The sequence below is a fragment of the Burkholderia sp. MSMB1588 genome, from assembly GCF_001546925.1.
GTDB lineage: Bacteria > Pseudomonadota > Gammaproteobacteria > Burkholderiales > Burkholderiaceae > Burkholderia > Burkholderia humptydooensis.
Map to the genome: position 1 here is coordinate 1,614,036 of NZ_LNJS01000001.1, position 22,578 is coordinate 1,636,613.

The 22,578-nt window shown below is 67.6% G+C and carries 25 protein-coding genes and 1 tRNA gene; 17 read left to right on the top strand and 9 right to left on the bottom strand.

Annotated elements, in window-relative coordinates; all coding sequences use genetic code 11:
* Positions 1–300: 300 nt before the first annotated feature.
* The 6 genes from ssuD (at position 301) to WS92_RS19205 (ending at position 4,264) form a co-directional block, all read left to right on the top strand.
* Complete coding sequence (gene ssuD, locus WS92_RS19180; protein WP_059934225.1) at positions 301–1,458, top strand: FMNH2-dependent alkanesulfonate monooxygenase; 1,158 nt, start codon at positions 301–303, stop codon at positions 1,456–1,458.
* A 17-nt stretch (positions 1,459–1,475) separates the two neighbouring features.
* Entirely contained in the window at positions 1,476–2,294 is an 819-nt protein-coding gene (gene ssuC, locus WS92_RS19185) for an aliphatic sulfonate ABC transporter permease SsuC (protein ID WP_006026604.1), read from the top strand.
* The gene (locus WS92_RS19190) at positions 2,291–3,304 is read left to right on the top strand and encodes an ATP-binding cassette domain-containing protein (RefSeq protein WP_059934227.1); all 1,014 of its coding nucleotides are present in this window, start codon (positions 2,291–2,293) and stop codon (positions 3,302–3,304) included. The genes ssuC and WS92_RS19190 overlap by 4 nt, the downstream gene beginning before the upstream one ends.
* A gap of 84 nt (positions 3,305–3,388) precedes the next feature.
* Positions 3,389–3,604 (top strand): TOBE domain-containing protein, encoded by a 216-nt coding sequence (locus WS92_RS19195; protein ID WP_006026606.1) that lies wholly within the window; start codon positions 3,389–3,391, stop codon positions 3,602–3,604.
* Positions 3,605–3,737: 133 nt separating this feature from the next.
* Positions 3,738–3,935, top strand: a complete 198-nt coding sequence (locus WS92_RS19200) for a hypothetical protein (RefSeq protein ID WP_006026607.1) — start codon at positions 3,738–3,740, stop codon at positions 3,933–3,935.
* 74 nt (positions 3,936–4,009) lie between these two features.
* On the top strand, positions 4,010–4,264 hold the full coding sequence (locus tag WS92_RS19205) for a hypothetical protein (protein ID WP_009912545.1): 255 nt from the start codon (positions 4,010–4,012) through the stop codon (positions 4,262–4,264).
* A gap of 636 nt (positions 4,265–4,900) precedes the next feature.
* On the opposite strand, the gene WS92_RS19210 is transcribed toward WS92_RS19205, so the two are convergent.
* From WS92_RS19210 to WS92_RS19225, 4 genes are all read right to left on the bottom strand, one after another.
* Positions 4,901–4,976: transfer RNA gene (locus tag WS92_RS19210), tRNA-His, on the bottom strand.
* Positions 4,977–5,047: 71 nt separating this feature from the next.
* Positions 5,048–6,067, bottom strand: coding sequence for a tRNA dihydrouridine(20/20a) synthase DusA (dusA, locus tag WS92_RS19215; RefSeq protein WP_059934229.1), 1,020 nt, complete (start codon positions 6,065–6,067; stop codon positions 5,048–5,050).
* 89 nt (positions 6,068–6,156) lie between these two features.
* Positions 6,157–7,458, bottom strand: a complete 1,302-nt coding sequence (locus WS92_RS19220; protein WP_006026610.1) for a dicarboxylate/amino acid:cation symporter — start codon at positions 7,456–7,458, stop codon at positions 6,157–6,159.
* Between the two features lie 590 nt (positions 7,459–8,048).
* Positions 8,049–8,525 (bottom strand): winged helix-turn-helix transcriptional regulator, encoded by a 477-nt coding sequence (locus WS92_RS19225; RefSeq protein WP_006026611.1) that lies wholly within the window; start codon positions 8,523–8,525, stop codon positions 8,049–8,051.
* A gap of 181 nt (positions 8,526–8,706) precedes the next feature.
* On the opposite strand from WS92_RS19225, the gene WS92_RS19230 reads away from it, so the two are divergent.
* The 4 genes from WS92_RS19230 (at position 8,707) to WS92_RS19245 (ending at position 12,302) form a co-directional block, all read left to right on the top strand.
* The gene (locus WS92_RS19230; RefSeq protein WP_059934408.1) at positions 8,707–9,144 is read left to right on the top strand and encodes a PaaI family thioesterase; all 438 of its coding nucleotides are present in this window, start codon (positions 8,707–8,709) and stop codon (positions 9,142–9,144) included.
* 100 nt (positions 9,145–9,244) lie between these two features.
* Positions 9,245–10,297 carry an NADP(H)-dependent aldo-keto reductase gene (locus tag WS92_RS19235; protein ID WP_059934232.1) on the top strand — a complete coding sequence of 351 codons (1,053 nt, stop codon included), beginning with the start codon at positions 9,245–9,247 and terminating at the stop codon, positions 10,295–10,297.
* A 333-nt stretch (positions 10,298–10,630) separates the two neighbouring features.
* Positions 10,631–11,692: a permease gene (locus WS92_RS19240; protein ID WP_015601599.1), complete on the top strand. Its 1,062-nt coding sequence runs from the start codon at positions 10,631–10,633 to the stop codon at positions 11,690–11,692.
* 187 nt (positions 11,693–11,879) lie between these two features.
* Positions 11,880–12,302, top strand: coding sequence for a hypothetical protein (locus tag WS92_RS19245; RefSeq protein WP_009912533.1), 423 nt, complete (start codon positions 11,880–11,882; stop codon positions 12,300–12,302).
* A 135-nt stretch (positions 12,303–12,437) separates the two neighbouring features.
* Here WS92_RS19245 and WS92_RS19250 read toward each other — a convergent pair whose 3' ends face one another.
* Both WS92_RS19250 and nodI read right to left on the bottom strand, forming a co-directional pair.
* Entirely contained in the window at positions 12,438–13,274 is an 837-nt protein-coding gene (locus WS92_RS19250) for an ABC transporter permease (protein WP_059934234.1), read from the bottom strand.
* 4 nt (positions 13,275–13,278) lie between these two features.
* Positions 13,279–14,238, bottom strand: a complete 960-nt coding sequence (gene nodI, locus WS92_RS19255; protein ID WP_269435039.1) for a nodulation factor ABC transporter ATP-binding protein NodI — start codon at positions 14,236–14,238, stop codon at positions 13,279–13,281.
* Positions 14,239–14,422: 184 nt separating this feature from the next.
* Between nodI and WS92_RS19260 the strand changes: the two genes are divergently transcribed.
* Positions 14,423–14,914: a universal stress protein gene (locus WS92_RS19260; RefSeq protein ID WP_006026618.1), complete on the top strand. Its 492-nt coding sequence runs from the start codon at positions 14,423–14,425 to the stop codon at positions 14,912–14,914.
* 295 nt (positions 14,915–15,209) lie between these two features.
* On the opposite strand, the gene WS92_RS19265 is transcribed toward WS92_RS19260, so the two are convergent.
* The 3 genes from WS92_RS19265 to lexA form a co-directional block, all read right to left on the bottom strand.
* Positions 15,210–15,950 (bottom strand): DUF2939 domain-containing protein, encoded by a 741-nt coding sequence (locus tag WS92_RS19265; protein ID WP_059934236.1) that lies wholly within the window; start codon positions 15,948–15,950, stop codon positions 15,210–15,212.
* Positions 15,951–15,986: 36 nt separating this feature from the next.
* Positions 15,987–16,313, bottom strand: coding sequence for a hypothetical protein (locus tag WS92_RS19270; RefSeq protein WP_059934238.1), 327 nt, complete (start codon positions 16,311–16,313; stop codon positions 15,987–15,989).
* Between the two features lie 64 nt (positions 16,314–16,377).
* Positions 16,378–17,025 carry a transcriptional repressor LexA gene (gene lexA / locus WS92_RS19275; RefSeq protein WP_004191638.1) on the bottom strand — a complete coding sequence of 216 codons (648 nt, stop codon included), beginning with the start codon at positions 17,023–17,025 and terminating at the stop codon, positions 16,378–16,380.
* 3 nt (positions 17,026–17,028) lie between these two features.
* Between lexA and WS92_RS37235 the strand changes: the two genes are divergently transcribed.
* The 6 genes from WS92_RS37235 to WS92_RS19300 all read left to right on the top strand — a co-directional run bounded on the left by WS92_RS37235 (position 17,029) and on the right by WS92_RS19300 (position 22,432).
* On the top strand, positions 17,029–17,202 hold the full coding sequence (locus WS92_RS37235; protein ID WP_082743974.1) for a sodium:proton symporter: 174 nt from the start codon (positions 17,029–17,031) through the stop codon (positions 17,200–17,202).
* A gap of 103 nt (positions 17,203–17,305) precedes the next feature.
* The gene (locus tag WS92_RS19280) at positions 17,306–18,343 is read left to right on the top strand and encodes a sulfate ABC transporter substrate-binding protein (RefSeq protein WP_006026622.1); all 1,038 of its coding nucleotides are present in this window, start codon (positions 17,306–17,308) and stop codon (positions 18,341–18,343) included.
* 130 nt (positions 18,344–18,473) lie between these two features.
* The gene (gene cysT, locus WS92_RS19285; protein ID WP_006026623.1) at positions 18,474–19,367 is read left to right on the top strand and encodes a sulfate ABC transporter permease subunit CysT; all 894 of its coding nucleotides are present in this window, start codon (positions 18,474–18,476) and stop codon (positions 19,365–19,367) included.
* On the top strand, positions 19,364–20,362 hold the full coding sequence (gene cysW, locus WS92_RS19290; RefSeq protein ID WP_059934409.1) for a sulfate ABC transporter permease subunit CysW: 999 nt from the start codon (positions 19,364–19,366) through the stop codon (positions 20,360–20,362). The genes cysT and cysW overlap by 4 nt, the downstream gene beginning before the upstream one ends.
* Positions 20,363–20,375: 13 nt before the next feature.
* Positions 20,376–21,431, top strand: a complete 1,056-nt coding sequence (locus WS92_RS19295; RefSeq protein ID WP_006026625.1) for a sulfate/molybdate ABC transporter ATP-binding protein — start codon at positions 20,376–20,378, stop codon at positions 21,429–21,431.
* Positions 21,432–21,502: 71 nt separating this feature from the next.
* The gene (locus tag WS92_RS19300) at positions 21,503–22,432 is read left to right on the top strand and encodes a CysB family HTH-type transcriptional regulator (RefSeq protein ID WP_006026626.1); all 930 of its coding nucleotides are present in this window, start codon (positions 21,503–21,505) and stop codon (positions 22,430–22,432) included.
* Positions 22,433–22,578: the final 146 nt, after the last annotated feature.

Here is a 22,578-nt window from a genome sequence, read left to right on the forward strand (position 1 = left end):
GCGCGCCGGGTTGTCAGGGACCTGGTGCGACATTATAGGGGCCCGTGCGCGCATATTCGCTGCAGCAGCACGCTATGCACGAAAGCGGAAAACCTAAGCTCAAAAAAATCGTTCCTATACGAAACCGCGCTCCCTAGACTGATTCCCCGAGAGACGGCCCGGCCGCCCACCGCGCGACGGCGCGCGCGCATCGCGCGATCCGCCGCGACGCGTGTTTCCCGGCTCATCCGCGAGCGATGCGCGTGCCGCGTCGTGTCGCCGTCGCCCTTTTTTGCACGATCAGTCAGGCAGGAGCTTCGCATGAATGTGTTCTGGTTCATCCCCACGCACGGCGACAGCCGCTATCTCGGCACGGCCGAGGGCGCGCGCGCCGCGGACTACGACTACTTCCGGCAGGTCGCTGTCGCGGCCGATACGCTCGGCTACGACGGCGTGCTGCTGCCGACGGGCCGTTCGTGCGAGGATGCGTGGGTCGTCGCGTCGAGCCTGATTCCGGCGACGAAGCGCCTGAAATTCCTCGTCGCGATCCGGCCGGGCCTGTCGTCGCCGGGGCTGTCCGCGCGGATGGCGTCGACGTTCGACCGGCTCTCCGACGGGCGTCTGCTGATCAACGTCGTGACGGGCGGCGATTCGGCCGAGCTCGAAGGCGACGGCCTCTTTGCCGATCACGACACGCGCTACGCGATCACCGGCGACTTCCTGCACATCTGGCGCAAGCTGCTCGCCGAATCGCACGAGAACGGCCGCGTCGATTTCGACGGCGAGCATCTGAGCGCGAAGGGCGGCAAGCTGCTGTACCCGCCCGTTCAGCGCCCGCATCCGCCGCTGTGGTTCGGCGGCTCGTCGCACGCCGCGCATGCAATCGCGGCCGATCACATCGATACTTATCTGACCTGGGGCGAGCCGCCCGCGGCGGTCGAGAGGAAGATCGCCGACATCCGCGCGCGCGCGGCCGAGCGCGGGCGCGAGATCAAGTTCGGGATTCGCCTGCACGTGATCGTGCGCGAGACCGAAGAAGAGGCATGGCGCGACGCCGACCGCCTCATCAGCCGGCTCGACGACGACACGATCGCGCGCGCGCAACAGGCGTTCGCGAAGATGGACTCCGAAGGGCAGCGCCGGATGGCCGCGCTGCACGGCGGCAAGCGCGGCTCGCGCCAGGAGCTCGAGATCTATCCGAACCTGTGGGCGGGCGTCGGGCTCGTGCGCGGCGGCGCGGGGACGGCGCTCGTCGGGAATCCCGAACAAGTCGCCGCGCGGATGCGCGAGTATGCGGCGCTCGGCATCGAGACGTTCATCCTGTCCGGTTATCCGCACCTCGAGGAGTCGTACCGCTTCGCCGAGCTCGTGTTCCCGCTCGTCAAGGGCGGCGGCGGCGCGCGGCGCGCGGGGCCGCTGTCGGGGCCGTTCGGCGAAGTCGTCGGCAATCAGTATCTGCCGAAGGCGAGCCAGAGCTGAGCGAGGAGGGCACCGACATGGCGATGACGCATCCAGGCGCGGGTTTCGCGGCTCGCCGCGCCGGCCAGGCCGCGCGCGCGATCGCGCCGTGGCTCGTGCCGCTTGCGCTCGTGCTCGCGTGGGAATTCGCCGCGCGCTCGGGGGCGCTGTCGAATCGCGTGCTGCCCGAGCCGTTCGCCGTCGCGCGCGCCGCGTGGACGCTCGTCGAATCGGGCGACATGTGGGCGAACGTGAAGGTCAGCACGTGGCGCGCGCTCGTCGGCTTTGCGATCGGCGGCGGCGTCGGGCTCGCGCTCGGCCTCGCGACCGGGCTTTCGAAGACGGCCGAGGTCGCGCTCGACTCGACGATCCAGATGATCCGCAACATCCCCGCGCTCGCGATGATCCCGCTCGTGATCCTGTGGTTCGGCATCGACGAGAACGCGAAGCTCTTCCTCGTCGCGCTCGGCGTGTTCTTTCCCGTCTACATCAACACGTATCACGGGATACGCTCGGTCGACGCGGACCTCGTCGAGATGGCGAGGAGCTACGGCGTGAGGGGCTTCGCGCTCTATCGCGACGTGATCCTGCCGGGCGCGCTGCCGTCGATTCTCGTCGGCGTGCGGTTCGCGCTCGGGCTGATGTGGGTGATGCTGATCGTCGCCGAAACGATCTCCGCGCAATCGGGCATCGGCTACATGACGATGAACGCGCGCGAATTCTTGCAAACGGACGTGGTGGTGGTCGGCATCCTGCTGTACGCGGTACTCGGCAAGCTCGCCGACGTGCTCGCGAAGTGGCTCGAGCGCGCGACGCTGCGCTGGCACCCCGCGTATCAACCGGGAGCCGACGCATGACTGGAACCACGCTGGCCGCCACATACGGCCCGATCGCGGGAGCGGATCTCGAAGCCGAGCTCGCGCAGGCGCGCACCGCCGACGGCGATGCGCAGGACGCCGCGGTGCTCGAACGCGACAGCGGCGCGCACGTGCTGCCGTTCGCGTCGGGCGGCGCATTTGGCCGTGCGCCGCGCGACGACGCTGACGCGCGGCGCGTCGCCGGCGCCGGCGACGCATCGGTGCGCCTGACGCGCGTGAGCAAGCGCTACGGCGAGCGGGCCGTGCTCGCCGATGTCGATCTGGCGATCGAGCGAGGCAGCTTCGTCTCGATCGTCGGCCGCAGCGGCTGCGGGAAATCGACGCTGCTGCGTCTCGTCGCGGAGCTCGAGACGCCGAGCGCCGGCGCGCTCGTCAAGCGCGGCGAAGGCGGCGGCGCGCTCGATACGCGGATCATGTATCAGGACGCGCGCCTGCTGCCGTGGAAGACCGTGCTGCAGAACGTGATGCTCGGTCTCGGGCGACGCGCGAAGGACGACGCGCGCGCGGTGCTCGACGAAGTCGGGCTGCTCGCGCGCGCGAACGACTGGCCCGCGCAATTGTCGGGCGGGCAGCGGCAGCGCGTCGCGCTCGCGCGGGCGCTCGTCCACCGCCCGCAACTGCTGTTGCTCGACGAGCCGCTCGGCGCGCTCGATGCGCTCACGCGCATCGAAATGCATGCGCTGATCGAGCGCCTGTGGCGCGAGCATCGCTTCACCGCGCTGCTCGTCACGCACGACGTACAGGAGGCGGTCGCGCTCGCCGACCGGATTCTGCTCATCGAAGCGGGCCGGATCGCATTCGATCAGCGGGTGCCGCTCGAGCGGCCGCGCGCGCGGGCGTCGGCGGCGTTCGCCGCGTTCGAGGATCGCGTGCTGCAACGCGTGTTGACGGGCGCGGAGCCGGCGGATGCAACGCCGGCCGCCGCGATTCCGGACGGCGCTCCGCGCGGCCGCGCGGCGGCGGCGAGCGGATTGCGCTGGGCGGTATGACGGGCGGGCGACGACGCGCGGCCGCCCGCGCGATCGGACCGATCGCCACGATCAATCAGACGAACCATTCGGAGCGAATACCTGATGAGCATCACGGCAATCAACGTACGAAATCAATTCCGAGGCAAGGTGAAGGAGATCATCCGCGGGCCTGTCGTGTCCGAGGTCGACGTCGACACGCCGTTCGGCATCGTCACGTCGGTCATCACGACCCGCTCGATCGACGAACTGGAGCTGAAGGTCGGCACCGAGGTGGTGGCGCTCGTCAAGTCGACCGAAGTATCGATCGCCCGCCTCTGAGCGAGCGGCCGCCGCCCGCGCGCGCCCGGCCCGCGCGGGGCGACGCTTTGCGCCCGCCGGCGCCGGCTTCGCCGTTTTTCCGCGCATGAACGAAAGTGCTAGGATGGAACGAAACCGACGGCGGAGGCGGGCCATGTTTCCTACCCTGAGTCCCGAAGCGATCGAAGCGCTGAAATGGATCGACCAGTTCGGCGCCGGCCGCCCGCTGCCGGCGGGCTTCCGGCTTGCGCTCGAGGAGCTTCTGAACGACGGCTTCGTCTATCAGAGCGGCCCGGACCGGGTCGACATCACCGACGACGGCAAGGCTTACCTGTCTGAAGCGTACGATTGACGGGGATGGCGGACGCCGGGCGGAGCTTGCCCGTGCCGACGCCGGCACGGCCGTCCGGATCGGGAGGCGACGAAATGGAACCGAAAGGCAGGGACATCGGCGACTTCGGCGAGGCCTACAAGGGCTACGACATCGAAGTGAAGACCGAGCAGGTCTGGGCGGGCGAGAAGGCGCATTACCGGGTGCTGCAGGGCGGCGCGGTGATGATCGACTGGCGGCTCGTGCACGTTGACGGGCTGTTGCTCAGTGAACGCCGGGTGATCGAGCAGACGCTTGCCGTCGCGCGATCGGCGATCGACCGGGAATTGCTGGGCGCTGGCGTCGTCTGACGACGCTTGCCTGGGAGCTGGCCGGCATGCCGGCGATCCGTCGGCGGATCGCGGGGTCCGGATGTGGGTGCGGTGTCGGCGCGCAGCGGTCGCGCTGCGGGGGCCGAACGGGTATCGGCGCCGCATGCCGGTTGCCGTCTTGCATCGATCCGATCGAGCGAATCGGTTTTCACGAAAGCGCTTAACTCGCGATACAAATATTCACAAAGAATCGACATGTCGCGCGTCGCGCGTCGAATATACTGCAAAAGCATCTTCTCCTCGTGCCAAAGGATCTGATGCAAAAGAAAGCCCCGGCTGCGTAATGCGGTTGGGGCTTTCGCGTTTTGGGCGTCGAACGTCCGGAGTGTCGGCGCAAAAGCGGCGCGCGAAACGGTGTGGCGTAGGGCCTGCGGCGATCAGAAGGATCGACGGTGGCTCATGAAGTGGAAATGGGCGCCGCGGGCGGGGAGGCCCGGGAAGCTTCTGCGTGCCGAGTGCGCTGCGGTGCGATCCCGGTGAAGTTTCGAATATCGTTTGATTGGCGCTGAAGATTTCGCGTTGCCTGCGAATCGCGGCAAGACATGCGCGTCGTTTCCGAATTCCTGTCGCGGAAAGCAAAACAGGCGCCGAAGCGCCTGTTTTGCAATGAAACTTTGGGGTGGCTGATGGGACTCGAACCCACGACGACAGGAATCACAATCCTGGACTCTACCAACTGAGCTACAGCCACCACTATTTTCTCTCCGTTTGATTCGCTGCAGCAGCGGCATCAATGAAGAAGCGAGATTATACAAAGGCCGTTTAGCTTTGCAAAGCCTTTTTTTCAAAAAATTCTTCCGGGTTCGCCAGGTGTGTGTGTGCCTCGTCGAAGATCGATAGATCGCCATGCGTGAGACGCTTGTTGTCCGACAGGACGCGGCGCCAGCCGCGCGCACCCGCGACGCCTCGATACAGGCCGAGCGCATGCCGCACGATCGCGCCGAGATAGGTGCCGCGCGCGAGCTCGGTCGCGCAGTATTCGACGAGCTTCGCCTCCACCGCTTCGCGCGTCGGCGCCGGCGCGGTCGCGCCGTAGAAGCGTGCGTCGACGCCGGCGAGCACGTACGGATTGTGATACGCCTCGCGGCCGAGCATCACGCCGTCGACATGCCGCAGATGCTGCTCGACTTCGTCGAGCGTCGTGACGCCGCCGTTGATGACGATTTCGAGCTGCGGAAAGTCGCGCTTGAGCCGATACGCGTAGTCGTACTTGAGCGGCGGGATCTCGCGGTTTTCCTTCGGCGACAAGCCCTTCAGGATCGCGTTGCGCGCATGCACGACGAACACCTCGCAGCCGGCCGCGGCGACCGTGCCGACGAAGTCGCGCACGAACGCGTAGTCGTCGACCGAGTCGACGCCGATTCGATGCTTGACCGTCACCGGAATCGACACCGCGTCGCGCATCGCCTTCACGCAATCCGCAACGAGCCGAGGCTCGTTCATCAGGCACGCGCCGAACGCGCCACGCTGCACGCGCTCGGACGGGCAGCCGCAATTCAGATTGATTTCGTCGTAGCCCCAGCGCTCGCCGAGTTTCGCGGCGTGCGCGAGATCGGCGGGCTCGCTGCCGCCCAGTTGCAGCGCGACGGGCGCTTCGTCGGGCGTAAACGCCAGATGGCGCGCGACGTCGCCGTGGATCAACGCGCCCGTCGTCACCATTTCGGTATAGAGCCACGCATGGCGCGAGATCGTGCGATGAAACGAACGGCAGTGGCGATCGGTCCAATCCATCATCGGGGCGACGGACACCCGGCGAGGACTGAGGGCAGGCGAAGCGGACATAGGCGGTACGGAAAAGCGCCGGGGCGCATGGATAACCGCATATTTTACCGCAAGGCGGCCGTCGGGCCGGCGCATGCGAATGCCGCGCGCTACACGCGCTCCGTGATCCGCGGCGCTTCGCGCGACGCGTCGTCGCTGTCGGAGTCGACATCGTCGCGCGGGTCGTCGAGCTGGCCTTCCCACTTCGCGACGACGGCGGCCGCGATCGAATTGCCGACCGCGTTGGTCGCCGAGCGGCCCATGTCGAGGAACATGTCGACGCCCATGATCAGCAGCAGGCCGGCTTCGGGCAGGTGGAACTGGTTGAGCGTCGCCGCGATCACGACGAGCGACGCGCGCGGCACGCCCGCCATGCCCTTCGACGTCAGCATCAGCAGAAGCAGCATCGTGATCTGCGTGCCGAGCGGCAGGTGGACGCCGTACACCTGCGCGATGAACAGCACCGCGAACGTGCAGTACATCATCGAGCCGTCGAGATTGAACGAATAGCCGATCGGCAGCACGAAGCTCGAAATCTTGCGGTTCACGCCGAAGCGGTCGAGCGCGTCGAGCAGCTTCGGATATGCGGCCTCCGAGCTCGCGGTCGCGAACGACAGCAGGAACGGCTCGCGGATCAGGCGGATCAGCGTGAACGTGCGCTTGCCGAGGAACACGAGCCCCGCGAGCGTGAGCACGCCCCACAGCAGCGCGAGCGCGATATAGAAGCTGCCCATGAACTTCGCGAACGTGAGCAGGATGCCGAGTCCTTCCGTCGTGATCGTCGACGCGAGCGCTGCGAACACCGCGACGGGCGCAAACCACATCACGGCGCCCGTGACCTTCAGCATCACTTGCGCGAGATCCTCGATCACGCCGGTCAGACGCTTGCCGGCGTCGCCGAGCGCGGACAGCGCGGTGCCGAAGAAGATCGAGAACACGACGATCTGCAGGATCTCGTTGTTCGCCATCGCTTCGGCGATCGATTTCGGCACCAGGTGGGTCACGAAGTCCTTCAGCGTGAACGAGCTGGTATTCAGGTTGACGGCGGCATCGGTGGCGGGCAGCGGCAGGCTCAGATGACTGCCCGGCTGCAGGACCGTGGCGGCCAGCAGGCCGAGCAGCAGCGACGTGAGCGACGCGACGAAGAACCAGCCGAGCGCCTTCACGCCGACCCGGCCGACCGCTCCGGTGTCGCCCATGTGCGCGATGCCGACTGTCAGCGTCGCGAACACGAGCGGCGCGATGATCATCTTGATGAGACGCAGGAACACGTCGGACAGCAACGAGACGTAGCCGGCGATTTCCTTCGCGATCGCCGGGTCCGGAAACGCGCTGTGGCAGCCATAGCCGACCGCGATGCCGAGGATCATCGCAATCACGATGTACGAGGTGATGTTGCGTCTTTTCTTCATGAGGAGTCCAAATGCACGGCAGGTAATGCAGATGACGGCGCGGCTCGCCGGCGTGCAAGCAGTGGACTGGGAATCTGAGCTGTTCGCGCGCCTTCCGGTACGGCACGCACCAGACAATGCTCGCGGGAGACGGGTGGCGGGAGGCGGACGCTCGACGCAAGCGGGCGCTATGGTACCTCAATTGACCGGGCCGCTTTCAAAAATGACAGCCGTTCGCTCGGGACATCGCGTCGCACGTGTGTCGCGCGGCCGTCGCCGCGCACGCCCCTGCGGATCGGCGGCGGCGGTGCGGTGCGCGCTGTTGCGGCGGCTCGTGATCGCGTTCGGGTGAGGCCGCCGAATGCGGTTTCGCCGGCTCGCATGTCACGAGGGCTTGCCGCATCGACCGGAGAAGAGCCGTGCGTCATGTGTTTGGCTGCACGAACGGTTCGCGATCCAAAGTTTTTCCGGCATGCGGAAAACCGCCGCCAGATCGGCCACGGCTGAATTCGTGCCGCGGTGAGCGGGCCGCCTCGCGCTCGCATGTCTACGCTCACGCGGGTTCCGGATCGCGGCGCGATCGTCGCCGTTGCGGGCGGCGGCCCGCGCCGTCACTCGACCTTGTCCGCCTGTCGCTCGGCCCAGCCCGGCCCCGGCATGGGCTCGACTTCCCGTGGATCGATCGGCTCGCCGCATTCGGAGCACACCATCACCGGATGCATCACGTGAGCGCATCGACGGTGGCGAAGCACGACGGGCGGCCCGTTGCCGTCGTCCTTCCAGCGGTCTCCCCACGCGGCGAGCGCGAGCAGCACCGGATACAGGTCGAGGCCTTTCTGCGACAGACGATACTCGAAGCGCGGCGGCCGGTCCTGATACGCGCGCTTCGTGAAGATGCCCTCGTCGACGAGCCGCGCGAGCCGCTCCGCGAGCACGTGGCGGGTGAGTCCCAGTTGCGTCTGGAACGCTTCGAAGCGGCGATGGCCGAGAAACGCATTGCGCAGGATCAGCATCGTCCAGCGGTCGCCGAGCACGGCGAGCGTGCGAGCGACCGAGCATGGCATCGAGCCGACGTCGTCCCATTTCATGATCGGATTCCGTGAGAGCAGGGAAAGTGCGTTCGATTATAGAACGCATGCTCGAATCGGCCGCGCCCTTGTGTATTGACAGCCGATGAGCGTCTGCCAATAATGAGCGCCAATATAAGTTCTTTTTTGGAACTGATGGCGCGTCGCGCCGCGTTCCGCATCCCTGCGAGGAGTGTCGTCGATGAATCCGCTTTCCCTGTCCGGTCTCGAACTGTTGCGCGCCGCGGCGGCGGGCGACTTGCCCGCCGCGTCGATCGCCGAGACGATCCCGATGCGGCCTGAGAGCGTCGAGCTCGGCTACGTGAAGATGACCGCGCGCGCCGACGGCCGCCATCTGAATCCGCTCGGCGGCGTGCACGGCGGCTTCGCCGCCACGGTGCTCGATTCGGTCACGGGGTGCGCGGTGCATACGATGCTCGATCCGGGCGTCGGCTACGGCACCGTTGATCTGCACGTGAAAATGCTGCGCCCGGTGCCTCGCGACGTCGATCTCGTCGCCGAAGGGCGTGTGATCCATCTCTCGAAGAGTCTCGGCGTCGCCGAGGGCACGTTGAAGACGCCGGACGACAAGGTGGTCGCGCACGCGTCGGCGACGTGCTTCATCCAGCGGCCGGCGTAAGCGGCATGCGTGGCGCGCCGGCGTCGAGGCGATGCCCTGAAGCAATTGTTCCGATGTGTTAGCTTTGGGTTTTTGCATTCGACGCGACAGGAACCTCGGCATGGAATACCGCACACTCGGCGATTCAGCCGTCAAAGTTAGCCTGATCGGTCTCGGGACGATGACCTGGGGCGAGCAGAACACCGAAAGCGATGCGCATGCGCAGCTCGACTATGCGACCGACCGGGGCGTCACGCTGATCGACGCCGCCGAGATGTATCCGGTGCCGCCGAAGGCGGAAACGCAGGGCCGCACGGAGACGTATCTCGGCACGTGGCTCGCGAAGCGCCCGGCGCTGCGCGAGAAGCTGACGATCGCAACGAAGATCGCCGGCCCTGCGCGCCAGCCGCACAACCCGACGCACATTCGCGGCGCGGGCAACCAGTTCGACCGCAGGAACCTGACCGAGGCGCTCGACGGCAGCCTGAAGCGCCTGCGCACCGATTACGTCGACCTGTACCAGTTGCACTGGCCGGATCGCAGCACGACGACGTTCGGCCGCCCCGCCTATCCGTGGATCGACGATCCATACACGGTGCCGATCGAAGAGACGCTCGCCGTTCTCGGCGATTTCGTGAAAGCGGGCAAGGTGCGTCATGTCGGCGTGTCGAACGAGACGCCGTGGGGTGTCGCGCAATTTCTCCGCGCGGCCGAAAAGCTCGGCCTGCCGCGCATCGTCAGCATCCAGAATCCGTACAGCCTGCTGAACCGCACGTTCGAGAACGGCTTGTCGGAGTTCAGCCATCGCGAGCGCATCGGGCTGCTCGCGTATTCGCCGCTCGCGTTCGGCTGGCTGTCGGGCAAGTACGAAGGGGGCGCGCGTCCCGAGGGCGCCCGCATCACGCGGTTCGAGCGCTTTCAGCGCTACAGCAGGCCGCATGCGGTGCAGGCGACGTCGCGCTATGTCGCGCTCGCGAGGCGGCACGGATTGTCGCCCGCGCAGTTCGCGCTCGCGTTCGTCAACAGCCGGCCGTTCGTGACGAGCAACCTGATCGGCGCGACGTCGCTCGAGCAATTGCGCGAAAACATCGCGAGCGTCGATGTGAAGCTGTCGCCCGAGATCCTCGCCGAAATCGACGCGCTCCATGAGCAGCAGCCGAATCCTGCGCCGTAACGGCTGACGGTCGGCGGCGCGGCCCTCGGCCTGCCGAGATGTTGGCCTGTCGGCCTCGCGGATGCGCTGACGGCCCACCGGACGCCGTTCGGCAGGACGCCAGGCGCCGCCGCCTCGAATGCCCCAATCGGAGAATCGCGCGCCGCGTGCGATAATTGCCGCTTTCCGTTGGCTGTCCGGCTCGTCAGGCCGGACGCGTCATCCCGCATCCGAAACCGAGGCGCCGGCGAGCCGCCGTCCGTCGCGTCATGACGCGACGCGGCATTCGTCCGTCTTCGGCTTTCTGCGTCGATGCGCCATAACGTTCAATCACACGCATTCACGGCGACCAGCATGAGCAGTTCCCGTTCCTACACACCGCATCCGGCGCTCGGCCTCGCGACGTTCGTCGTGCTGGCCGTCGCGGGCCTCTTCTACGTGAAGTGGTTTCCGTACTATCACAAGGCGTTCGTCGCGGCCGAGCATCATTCGATCGGCCAGTCGATCCTGATGGGCGCCGCGGCGCACGCGCCGGGGCCGTCGCTGCAGGCGGCGCTCGATTACGCGTGGGCATACGGCAAGGCGATCTGGCAGGCGATGGTGCTCGGCCTGCTGCTCGGCTCGGCGGTGCAGGCGCTCCTGCCCGCGCACTGGGTCGCGCGCGCACTCGGCGGCACGGGCTTCGGCAGCGTCGCGGCGGGGAGCTTGCTCGCGCTGCCGGGCATGATGTGCACGTGCTGCGCGGCGCCCGTCGTCGCGGGCCTGCGCGAGCGCGACGCGTCGCCGGGCGGCGCACTCGCGTTCTGGCTCGGCAACACCGTGCTCAATCCCGCCGCGCTCGTGTTCATGGGCTTCGTGCTCGGCTGGCACTGGAGTGCGCTGCGGCTCGTGCTTGGCGTCGCGATGGTGTTCGGCATCGGTTATCTGATCAATCGTCTCGCCGGCGCGCAAACGCGCGTCGTCGACGATGCGCTGCGCGCGAAGCTCGTCGCCGAGCAGGCGGCGGCCGGCAACGCGTTCGTGCGGTGGATGAAGATTTTCGCGCGGATGACCGTGCGCCTCGTGCCCGAATACCTGGTGCTCGTGCTGCTGCTCGGCGCGGCGCGTGCGTGGCTGTTTCCGCACATCGGGCCGGACATCGGCAACGGGATCGGCTGGATTCTCGCATTCGCGATCGCGGGCATGCTGTTCGTGATTCCGACCGCGGGCGAGGTGCCGATCATTCAGGCGATGCTGTCGCTCGGCATGGGCGTCGGCCCCGCGGGCGCGCTGCTGATGACGCTGCCGCCCGTCAGCGTGCCGTCGCTCGCGATGCTGGCGCGCTCGTTCAAGCCGACGACGCTCGCGCTCGTCGCGGCGCTCGTCGTCGCGTTCGGGGTGGTCGGCGGGCTGGCGGCGGTCGCGCTCGGGTTCTGAGCGAGGTTGGCCGAACCGCGGGCCGGGTGACCGGACGGGGAAATCCGTTCGGCGGTTAGATGGTTCGGCGGGTGTGCGGCCGGGGTGTCGGCGCATCGGCCGTCCGCATGCGGTGCACTCGATCGGGCCGGTCTCGGAGTCGAGGCCGGCCGTCATTTTTCAGAAGCAGAAGCAATCAGGAAAACGCATGACGCAACACAAGGTACATCCCCGCCTCGAACAGGCACTGACGCGCGGCGATCTCGCGATTCGCCAGGCCAACTCCACGCGCGCGACCGCGGTGCTGAGCGCGCTTGGCAAGATGATCGTCGAGGCGTCGGCGACGATCGGCGTCGACGCGAGCATCGACATTCCGCAGGGCGAGCGCGTCTACGATCCGGTCAACGGCGTGTGGCCACAGAAGATGCTCGTGTCGTTCGACGGCCCGGTCGGGGACGCCGATCCGGAGGAATTGCGTACCGTGTACCTGCTCGCCGACGATCCGGGCACGATGTTCCGGGTCGAATGGCACCGCGCGGACGGCAAGCTCGGCCGGCAGGAAGGCGGGCCGCTCGCGACCGTCGCGTTTCTGACCGATGTCGAGATGCCGTGGAGCGACGACGACGAGTGAGCGTCCGAGTGAGCGCAGCGCCGGAGGCCGCGCGGCGCATCGGCGCGGCGCGGTCCGAACGGCTCGCTCGTCCGGCATTCGGCGCGGCGCGCCGTCGCGGCGGCGCGCCGGCCGGGGCCGGCGCGGCCCGGTTGGTCAGCGCATCATCCGGCGCCTGAACAGGCGCGCGCAGACGAAGAATCCGCCGACCGCATACGCGGCGAGCATGGCGACGTGGAGCGCGACGTCGGTTGCCGGACGGTCGAGCATCGCCGGGCGGATCAGGTCGACTGCATTTGCGAGCGGCAGCGCGTGCGCGATGTGCTGCGCGAATTCGGGCAATTGCGTGAGCGGGAAAAACACGCCCGACAGCAGCAGCATCGGTGTCAGCACGAGCGTCTGATAGAACATGAAGAAATCGTAGGACGGCGCGAGCGCGGTGACGATCATCGCGAGGCTCGCGAACGCGACGCCGGCGAGCGCGATCACCGGCAGCGCGACGAGCATCGACGGAAACTTCGCATAGCCGAGGACGCCGGCGACGAGCATGATCGCCGCGCCCGACAGCATCGCCTTGCTCGCGGCCCAGACGATCTCGCCGAGCACGACGTCGCCGAGCGACAGCGGTGTGTGCATGATCGCTTCCCACGTGCGCTGCACGTGCATCCGCGAGAAGCCCGAGTACATCGACTCGAAGCTCGCCGATATCATCACGCTCGAGCCGACCGTTCCGGCCGCGAGGAACGCGATGTACGATACACCCTCGACGTGCCCGACCATCAGCCCGAGCCCGAGCCCGAGGCCGAACAGATAGATCATCGGATCGGCGAGATTGCCGAACATCGACGCGATCGCCAGCTTTTGCCAGACGAGATAGTTGCGTCGCCAGACGGCGATCCAGTTGGTGGCGTTCGCGGGCAGCGCGAGTGCGAACGCCGATTCGCGCCGGCGGGGGGCGAGCGCCTGCGACGGCGTGTAGTGGCGTGTATCCATCGTGTCAATCCAGCATCTCGCGGCCCGTCAGCCGCAGGAATACGTCTTCGAGATTCGCGGGGCGGTGCAGATAGCGCAGGCCGGCGCGGCCCTTCAGGCGCGCGTTGATCGGCTCCGGGTCGCTGACGTAGCAAAAGAGCGTTTCGCCGCTGATCTCGGTGCGCTCGGCGAACGGCGCGAGCTCGTCGCGAAGCTGCGCGGGATCGGGCCCGTAGATTTCGATCACGTCGCAGCCGATTTCCGATTCGATCAGCGTGCGCGGCGCGCCTTCCGCAATCTTGCGGCCTTCCTCGATCACGCACAGGCGGTGGCACAGGCGCTCGGCCTCTTCCATGAAGTGCGTGGTGAGCAGAATCGTCTTGCCGCGCGCGAGGAGCGAGCGCAGCCGCTCCCACATCAGATGCCGGGCTTGCGGGTCGAGGCCCGTCGTCGGTTCGTCGAGCACGAGCACGTCGGGATTGTTGACGAGCGCGCGCGCGAGCGTGAGCCGCCGCTTCATCCCGCCCGACAGCTCGCCCACCTTCGCATCCGCCTTGTTTTCGAGTTTCGCGAACTCGAGCAGCGGCGGCACGAGCGCGCGCGCCTCGTGCGCGGCGAGCCCGAAGTAGCGGGCGAACACGAGCAGGTTCTCGCGAACGGTGAAGTCGGGGTCGAGGTTGTCGAATTGCGGCACGACGCCGACGCGCCGCCGCGCATGCCGCGCGCGGGACGGCACGGGCTCGCCGCACAGGCTGATCGAGCCTGCGTTCGGATGCGTGATGCCGAGCAGCATCTTGAGCGTCGTCGTCTTGCCGGCGCCGTTCGGGCCGAGCAGGCCGAAGCATTCGCCGGGCTGCACATGAAACGACAAGCCGTTGACGACGAGCTTGTCGTCATAGCGTTTCTCGACTTGTTGAAAATCGATCGGTGCGACAGACATGGGCAAGTGACTTTCAATTGGAATCGTGCGACACGAACGGGCCATTCTAGTGCATCGGCCGTATCGCTTCAGCGCGTTTGCATTGTCCCGGCGCAGATGTCGCTGCTTCCTGCGTCGCATCATCGCGCTTTCGCGGTGCAACGCGAATCAGCGTTTTCCAGCGCTTGCATCTGGAATTGCGGCGCAGCATGATGAATCCGTGCGCGAGTCGCGCATTGGGGAGGCCGAAATGGCTAGCTACAAGAAGATTCTGCTGTGCTACGACGGCACGCTCGAAGGCCGCAAGGCGCTGCGATGCGGCGCCGATCTGGCGCTCGATCTGAAGGCGGAGACGCACCTGCTGTCGGTCGTCGACATGCGCTCGAGCATTGCGCAAAGCGCCGGCCTGCTGACCGACGTCGCGTGCAGCCGCTTCGAGGAAACCGCGCGGGAGATCCTGCAAGAGGGCGTCGACTGGCTGACCGAGCGTGGCGTGCACGCGCAGGGGCATTTCGCGTTCGGTTATCCGATCGACGAGATCGCGAATCTTGCGACGAAGCTGAACGTCGATCTCGTCGTGGTCGGCCATCGTTGCCGCAGCGGCTTGTCGCGGTGGTGGATGGGCTCCGGCAGTACGCAACTGCTCGACCGCGTGTCGTGCAGCATTCTGGTAGCGTGTTCGTCGCCTGCCGAGCAGAAAGCGGAAAGCGCGAAGGACGCGGCCGCGACGACCGGACACTGACGAGCCGCCGGCGCGGCGGTGGGCGAACAGGAATTGACGGATCGAGGGGGCGGCCGAGCGGTCGGGGCCGGCGTTGGCGGTTCTTCTTGGCCGCTGACGCTCGGTATTGGCTCGATCGGGTAAACGGCCCGCGCCGGTTCCGGCCCGTTCTCAGTGAAGGGCCCGCGGGAGGGTATCCCGGCGGTTTGCCGCGTGGCCGTTTGCTTCGCGTGGCGGTTTGTAGCGGTTTGCTTTGATGCGCGGCGCAAGTCGCCGTCAGATCGCGCGGCCGACACGCTCGCGCCCCGAGTCGGATTCAATCGTCGTGTAAATCGACTGCCGACAATTTCCAGCCCAAGACCCCGCTACGACGAAAGACCGCGGCATAACGCGCGCTGCCGTCGTCGCGGCGATACGTGACGACGAATTCGTCGAAGCTTCGATAGCCGGCGCTTGTTTGCGGCGATTGGCCGGACGGCGTGCCCGACGCGGCGGCCGGCATATCGGGCGCGGGCGCCGATGCGGTTTGCGCCGCCGCGCCGCTTGCCGCAGGCGACGGGCTGCGCGCGGCGTCGGCGTTGCCTGCGCTGCCCGGCGGCGCGCCTGCGCCGGCTGAGGCCGTCACGGCCTGGCTGGCCGCTTGATCGCCGGGCCGATTCAACTCGGGCGGCCGTTGTCCGGGCCGCGCGCGCGGCGGCAGGCCGCTCATCAGCGCGGCGACGCCTTCAGGCGTCGCATAGGCGTCGACCAGCGGGCCAACGAGCGCCGAGCCGATCATCGCGCCGATGATCGCGAGCGGGTTGTCGCGCTTTTGCGCGTCGATGCGCCGCATCAATTCATCGGTCAGTTGCTGCTTCAGGCTGATCCGCAGCGCGGGGAAATCGACATAGGCGCTGATCGCCTGCGCGTCGCGCGCGTCGATTGCCTGCTTCATCTGCCTGAGCGCGAGATAAGGCGACGCGTATGCATACACCACCGCGACAGCGGCGACGATCAGCGCCACGACGACCGACGCCGGCTTCAGGAAACGCCCTCGCAGGCGTGCAGTGGAATTCAAGCGGTCTCCCCGACGAAACGAACGGGCCCTGGTCTGTTACAGACCTTGCTGCGTCAACGAACGTTCCTCGGCGATGCATCGATCGATCATTCGGCAGATCGCGTCGACCGTGCCGACCATGATGAATCGCGACGGCCCGTGATAGACGCGAACCGGCGCACGCCGCGCGGGCTCCGCATGATGGAGCGAACCGTTCAGCGACACACGTGCGAACGCCGGGAGCGCGGACGGCAGCAGCGACGGCTGCGCGTTCGCATCGTCGCGCGAATGAGCGGCGACGAGCGGCGCGCACGGCGTGCGACCGCGCAGATGGCGCAGACGGCCGAATTGGCGGAAGGGCAGCAGGCGGGCGAGGCGTTCCATGAGGTTCTCCAGATCCAGTCGAATGGCGGATAGACGGGCGGGGCTGCGGCTGGCCGAAAGGCGGTCAGAACTCGCCCGGGCGGATCAGCCCGACGGCGATGCCTTCGAGCGCGAATTCCGCGCTGCCGGCCTTCACGAAGATGTTCTCGTAGTCGGGGTTCTCGGCGATCAGTTCGACGCCGCCCGGCCGGCGCTTCAGGCGCTTGACCGTGACGTCGTCGCCGAGCCGCGCGACGATGATCTGACCGTCCTTCGCCTCGGTGCGCTTCTGCACGGCGAGCAGATCGCCGTCGAGGATGCCGGCGTCGCGCATCGACAGGCCGCGCACCTTCAGCAGGTAATCCGGCTTGCTCGAGAAGAGCGCGGGATCGCAAGCGTAGTGCTGCGAGATGTGTTCCTGCGCGAGGATCGGGCTGCCCGCCGCGACACGGCCGACGAGCGGCAGCGACAACTGCATCAGCGCCGCGTGCGGCAGCGTTAGCTGATGCGGCGCATCGTCGATGCCGAGCAGGCGGATGCCGCGCGACGCGCCCGCCGCCAGTTCGATCACGCCCTTGCGCGCGAGCGCCCGCAAGTGCTCCTCGGCCGCGTTCGGCGAGCTGAAGCCCAGCTCGGCGGCGATTTCCGCGCGCGTCGGAGGAAAGCCCGAGCGCTCGATCGCGCGACGAATCAAGTCGAACACTTGCTGCTGGCGGGCGGTGAGTTTGATCATGGCATGACTGTATGGATAGACAGTGAGCTGTATTTTTATACAGTATCGCAGGAAATTCAAGCGTTACTTGAAGTTCGGCGCTATCGCGGCGATTCCGCCGCGATCCGGCTGCGTCGAAGCGGCGCTTCGGACGCGATAGTCGTCGATTGGGCGCCCCTTACCACTTTTGAGTATTAAAAAATGAGGAACGATTATTTTTAATGATGAAACCTGTTCGTTAGACTGGCCCGGCATCGCAAACAAACCGCAACGAACGACCCACGCATTTGGAGAACAACGGATGGTCAAGCGCAACACGGGGCTGGCAGGCGGCGCGCGCCGTCTCATCGCATCATTCGCGCTCGGCGCGGCGGCGGCGCTTGGCGCGCTCACGCCGGCGCTCGCGGAAACGACGTTCCTGAACGTCTCGTACGACCCGACGCGCGAGCTCTACCAGGACGTCAATCAGGCGTTCGGCAAGGCGTGGAAGGCGAAGACGGGCGAGACGGTGAACTTCAAGCAGTCGCACGGCGGCTCGGGCGCGCAGGCGCGCTCGGTGCTCGACGGCCTGCAGGCCGACGTGGTCACGCTCGCGCTCGCGTATGACATCGACGCGCTCGCGAACAAGGGCCTCATCGACAAGGACTGGCAGAAGCGCCTGCCGGACAACGCGTCGCCATACACGTCGACGATCGTGTTTCTCGTGCGCAAGGGCAATCCGAAGGGGATCAAGGACTGGGACGACCTCGTGAAGCCGGGCGTGTCGATCGTCACGCCGAACCCGAAGACCTCGGGCGGCGCGCGCTGGAACTACCTCGCCGCGTGGGCGTACGCGCAGCACAAGCCGGGCGGCAGCGCGCAGACGGCGAAGGATTTCGTCACGAAGCTGTACAAGAATGCGGGCGTGCTCGATTCGGGCGCGCGCGGCGCGACGACGAGCTTCGTGCAGCGCGGCATCGGCGACGTGCTGATCGCGTGGGAGAACGAGGCGTTCCTGTCGATCAAGGAATTCGGCGCCGACAAGTTCGAGATCGTCGTGCCGTCCGCGAGCATTCTCGCGGAGCCGCCCGTGGCGGTCGTCGACAAGGTCGTCGACAAGAAGGGCACGCGCAAGCTCGCCGACGCGTACCTGAATTTCCTGTACAGCAAGGAAGGGCAGGAGATTGCCGCGCGCAACTACTACCGGCCGCGCTCGAAGGACGTGCCGGCGGCGCTCACGAAGCAGTTCCCGAAGCTGAAGCTGTACACGGTCGACGACACGTTCGGCGGCTGGACCCACGCGCAGAAGACGCATTTCGCCGACGGCGGCGTGTTCGATTCGATCTACAAGCCGCAATGAGCGAGGGCGGGCGGCGCGCCTCACGGGCGCGCCGTTTCGCGACAACACGATATCGGGCCGGCGGACGCGCGTTGCAGCGCGTCCGCCGAGCCGTTGGACCCATGTGCATCACCCTGGAAGAGCATTCCGCATGACGACGTTCACCTTCCGCAAGCCGAGCGCGCTGCCCGGATTCGGCGTGACGCTCGGCATCACGCTGGCCTACCTGAGCCTCGTGGTGCTGATTCCGCTCGCCGCCACCTTTCTGAAGACGGCCACGCTCACGTGGGACCAGTTCGTCGCCGCGACGACGTCGCCGCGCGTGCTCGCGTCGTACCGGCTGACGTTCGCGGCCGCGCTGGGCGGCGCGCTCGTCAACGCCGTGTTCGGCTTTCTCGTCGCGTGGGTGCTGGTGCGCTACACGTTTCCGCTCAAGCGGCTCGTCGACGCGATCGTCGATTTGCCGTTCGCGCTGCCGACGTCGGTCGCGGGCATCTCGCTCGCGGCCGTCTACGCGCAGAACGGCTGGATCGGCGGCCACCTCGCGCCGCTCGGCGTCAAGATCGCGTTCACGCCGCTCGGCGTGCTCGTCGCGCTGACGTTCATCGGCCTGCCGTTCGTCGTGCGCACCGTGCAGCCCGTGCTCGAGGACTTTGAGCGCGAGCAGGAGGAGGCGGCCGCGTGCCTCGGCGCGCCGCGCTGGCTCACGTTCCGCCGCGTCGTGCTGCCCGCCGTGACGCCCGCGCTGCTGACGGGCTTCGCGCTCGCGTTCGCGCGCGCGCTCGGCGAATACGGCTCGGTGATCTTCATCGCCGGCAACGTGCCGATGAAGTCGGAAATCACGTCGCTCCTCATCATCACGAAGCTCGAGCAGTACGACTACGCAGGCGCGACCGCGCTCGCCGTCGTGATGCTCGTCGTGTCATTCGTGATGCTGCTCCTCATCAACACGCTGCAGTGGTATCTGCAGCGCCGCACGAGCCGCGGCGCGAGCGGCCCGGCGCCGGCGGCGCACGCGGCGACGGCACTCGGAGGCGCGCAATGAGCCACGATACCGTTCGATCCCGCGCGGCCGCCGCGCGCGCCGATGCCGGCCGCGACGCAAGCCTCGACTCCCGCCGCGCCGCCGGCGCGCCAGCGCGAGCGCGCCGCCTCGATCCCGTCAGCGAGCCGCGCGCGGTGCGCTGGCTGCTCACGGGCGCGGCGCTCGCGTTCCTCGCGCTCTTTCTCGTCGTGCCGCTCGCCGCAGTGTTCTTCGAGGCGCTGCGCAAGGGCGTCGATTTCTATCTCGAATCGCTCGCCGATCCGGATGCGTGGTCGGCGATCAAGCTCACGCTGACCGTCGCCGCGATCGCCGTGCCGCTCAATCTCGTGTTCGGCGTGTGCGCGTCGTGGGCGATCGCGAAGTTCGAGTTCAAGGGCCGCGCGCTGCTGACGACGCTCATCGACCTGCCGTTCTCGGTGTCGCCCGTGATCTCGGGCCTCGTCTACGTGCTGCTGTTCGGCGCGCAGGGCTGGCTCGGCCCGTGGCTGCAGGCGCACGACGTGCAGATCATCTTCGCCGTGCCGGGCATCGTGCTCGCGACGATCTTCGTCACGTTCCCGTTCGTCGCGCGCGAGCTGATTCCGCTGATGCAGGCGCAGGGCTCCGACGAGGAAGAGGCCGCGCGCGTGCTCGGCGCGTCCGGCTGGCAGATCTTCAGGCGCGTTACGCTGCCGAACGTGAAGTGGGGCCTGCTGTACGGCGTGATTCTCTGCAACGCGCGCGCGATGGGCGAGTTCGGCGCGGTGTCGGTCGTGTCCGGCCACATCCGCGGCCAGACAGACACGATGCCGCTGCACGTCGAGATTCTCTACAACGAGTACAACTTCGCGGCCGCGTTCGCGGTGGCGTCGGTGCTCGCGCTGCTCGCGCTCGTCACGCTCGCGCTCAAGCTCTTCGCCGAGCGGCGGCTGTCCGCCGAACTCGGGGACGGCCGCGACGGCGCGCCCGCCGCCGCCGCGCACCCGGGCGCCGCCGTCACTTCGTCGATTTCGTAAAGAGGCAAACCAGATGGGCATCACCGTTCGTAATCTGCACAAGCGGTTCGGCGACTTCACCGCGCTCGACGACGTCACGCTCGATTTCCCCGCGGGCGAGCTCGTCGCGCTCCTCGGCCCCTCCGGCTGCGGCAAGACGACGCTGCTGCGCGTGATCGCGGGCCTCGAGCACGCGGATTCGGGGCAGGTCGTGCTGCAGGGGCTCGACGTCGCATCGGTCGGCGCGCGCGAGCGGCAGGTCGGCTTCGTGTTCCAGCATTACGCGCTCTTCCGGCACATGACGGTGTTCGAGAACGTCGCGTTCGGGCTGCGCGTGAAGCCGCGCCGCGAGCGGCCGAGCGAAGCCGCGATCCGCGCGAAGGTGCATGAGCTGCTGTCGCTCGTGCAGCTCGACTGGCTCGCGCAGCGCTATCCGTCCGAGCTGTCGGGCGGCCAGCGGCAGCGGATCGCGCTCGCGCGCGCGCTCGCCGTCGAGCCGAAAGTGCTGCTGCTCGACGAGCCGTTCGGCGCGCTCGACGCGAAGGTGCGCAAGGAGCTGCGCGGCTGGCTGCGCCGGCTGCACGACGATCTGCACATCTCGACGATCTTCGTCACGCACGATCAGGAGGAGGCGCTCGAGGTGGCCGACCGGATCGTCGTGCTCAATCACGGCCGCATCGAGCAGGTCGGCAGCCCGCAGGACGTCTACGATCATCCGCGAAGCGCGTTCGTCTACGAGTTCCTCGGCGCGGCGAACCGGCTCGACGGCACCGTGAGCGGCCAGGGCTTCGTCGCGCACGGCGCGGCGCAGGCGATCGCCGTCGATGCCGATTTCGCGGGCCCGGCGCGCGCGTACGTGCGCCCGCACGATCTCGAGCTCGTCGCGCCGCTCGCGCGCGCGGACGGCATCGCGGCCGACGTGCGGCGCGTCGTGCCGCTCGGCGGCTCGGTGCGCGTCGAACTCGCCGCGCGCACGGGCGGCGTGCTCGAGGCGGAGCTCGATCGCAACGCGTGGCGCGCGCTCGCGCTCGACGTCGGCGACGCGCTGACCGTCGTGCCGCGCGCGGTGCGCGTGTTTCCGGTGCGCTGACGGCGGGCCGGCGAGCGCTTCGCGCATGCGGATTTCACAGACCAACAAGGACATCGCCCGAGAGGCTACCCATGAATTTCCAACAGTTGCGCTTCGTGCGCGAAGCGGTGCGGCAGAACATGAACCTGACGGAAGTCGCGAACGTGCTGTACACGTCGCAGTCGGGCGTGTCGAAGCAGATCAAGGATCTGGAGGACGAGCTCGGCGTGGACATCTTCATCCGCCGCGGCAAGCGCCTGACGGGGCTGACCGAGCCCGGCAAGGCGGTCCATCAACTGATCGAGCGGATGCTGCTCGACGCGGAGAACCTGCGCCGCGTCGCGCGCCAGTTCGCGGATCAGGACAGCGGCCACCTCGTCGTCGCGACGACGCATACGCAGGCGCGCTACGCGCTGCCGAAGGTGGTCCGCCAGTTCACGGAGGTCTATCCGAAGGTGCATCTCGCGCTGCGCCAGGGCAGCCCGCAGCAGATCGCGCAGATGATCCTGAACGGCGAGGCGGATCTCGGCATCTCGACCGAGGCGCTCGACCGCTATCCGGACATCGCCACGTTCCCGTGCTATTCGTGGCATCACGTCGTCGTCGTGCCGAAGGGGCATCCGCTCGTCGGCCGCGAGAACGTGTCGCTCGACGACATCGCCGAGTATCCGATCATCACGTACGACCAGGACTTCACCGGCCGCTCGCACATCGACCAGGCGTTCGCGAATGCGGGCGCGGTGCCGGACGTCGTGCTGACGGCGATCGACGCGGACGTGATCAAGACCTACGTCGAGCTCGGGATGGGGATCGGCGTCGTCGCCGCGATGGCGTATGACGCGCAGCGGGACACGGGGCTCGTCGCGCTCGACACGCAGCACCTGTTCGAAGCGAGCACGACGCGCGTCGGCCTGCGGCGCGGCGCGTTCCTGCGCGCGTACGCGTACCGGTTGATCGAGATGTTCGCGCCGCATCTGTCCGAAAGCGAGATCGCCGGGCAATTGCGGGAAGCGGCGGCCTGAGCGCCGGGCGCGGGCGGCGGGGCCGCGCGGCCGCGGCCTTGCCGCACCCGGCATGCCGGCTTCTTCGAGTCGGCCGTTCCTCCTTCGCTCTTCGCCGCGCGCTTCGTCGCTTGACTTCCCGTCGCGCCGACTGTCGTTTTCCTGTC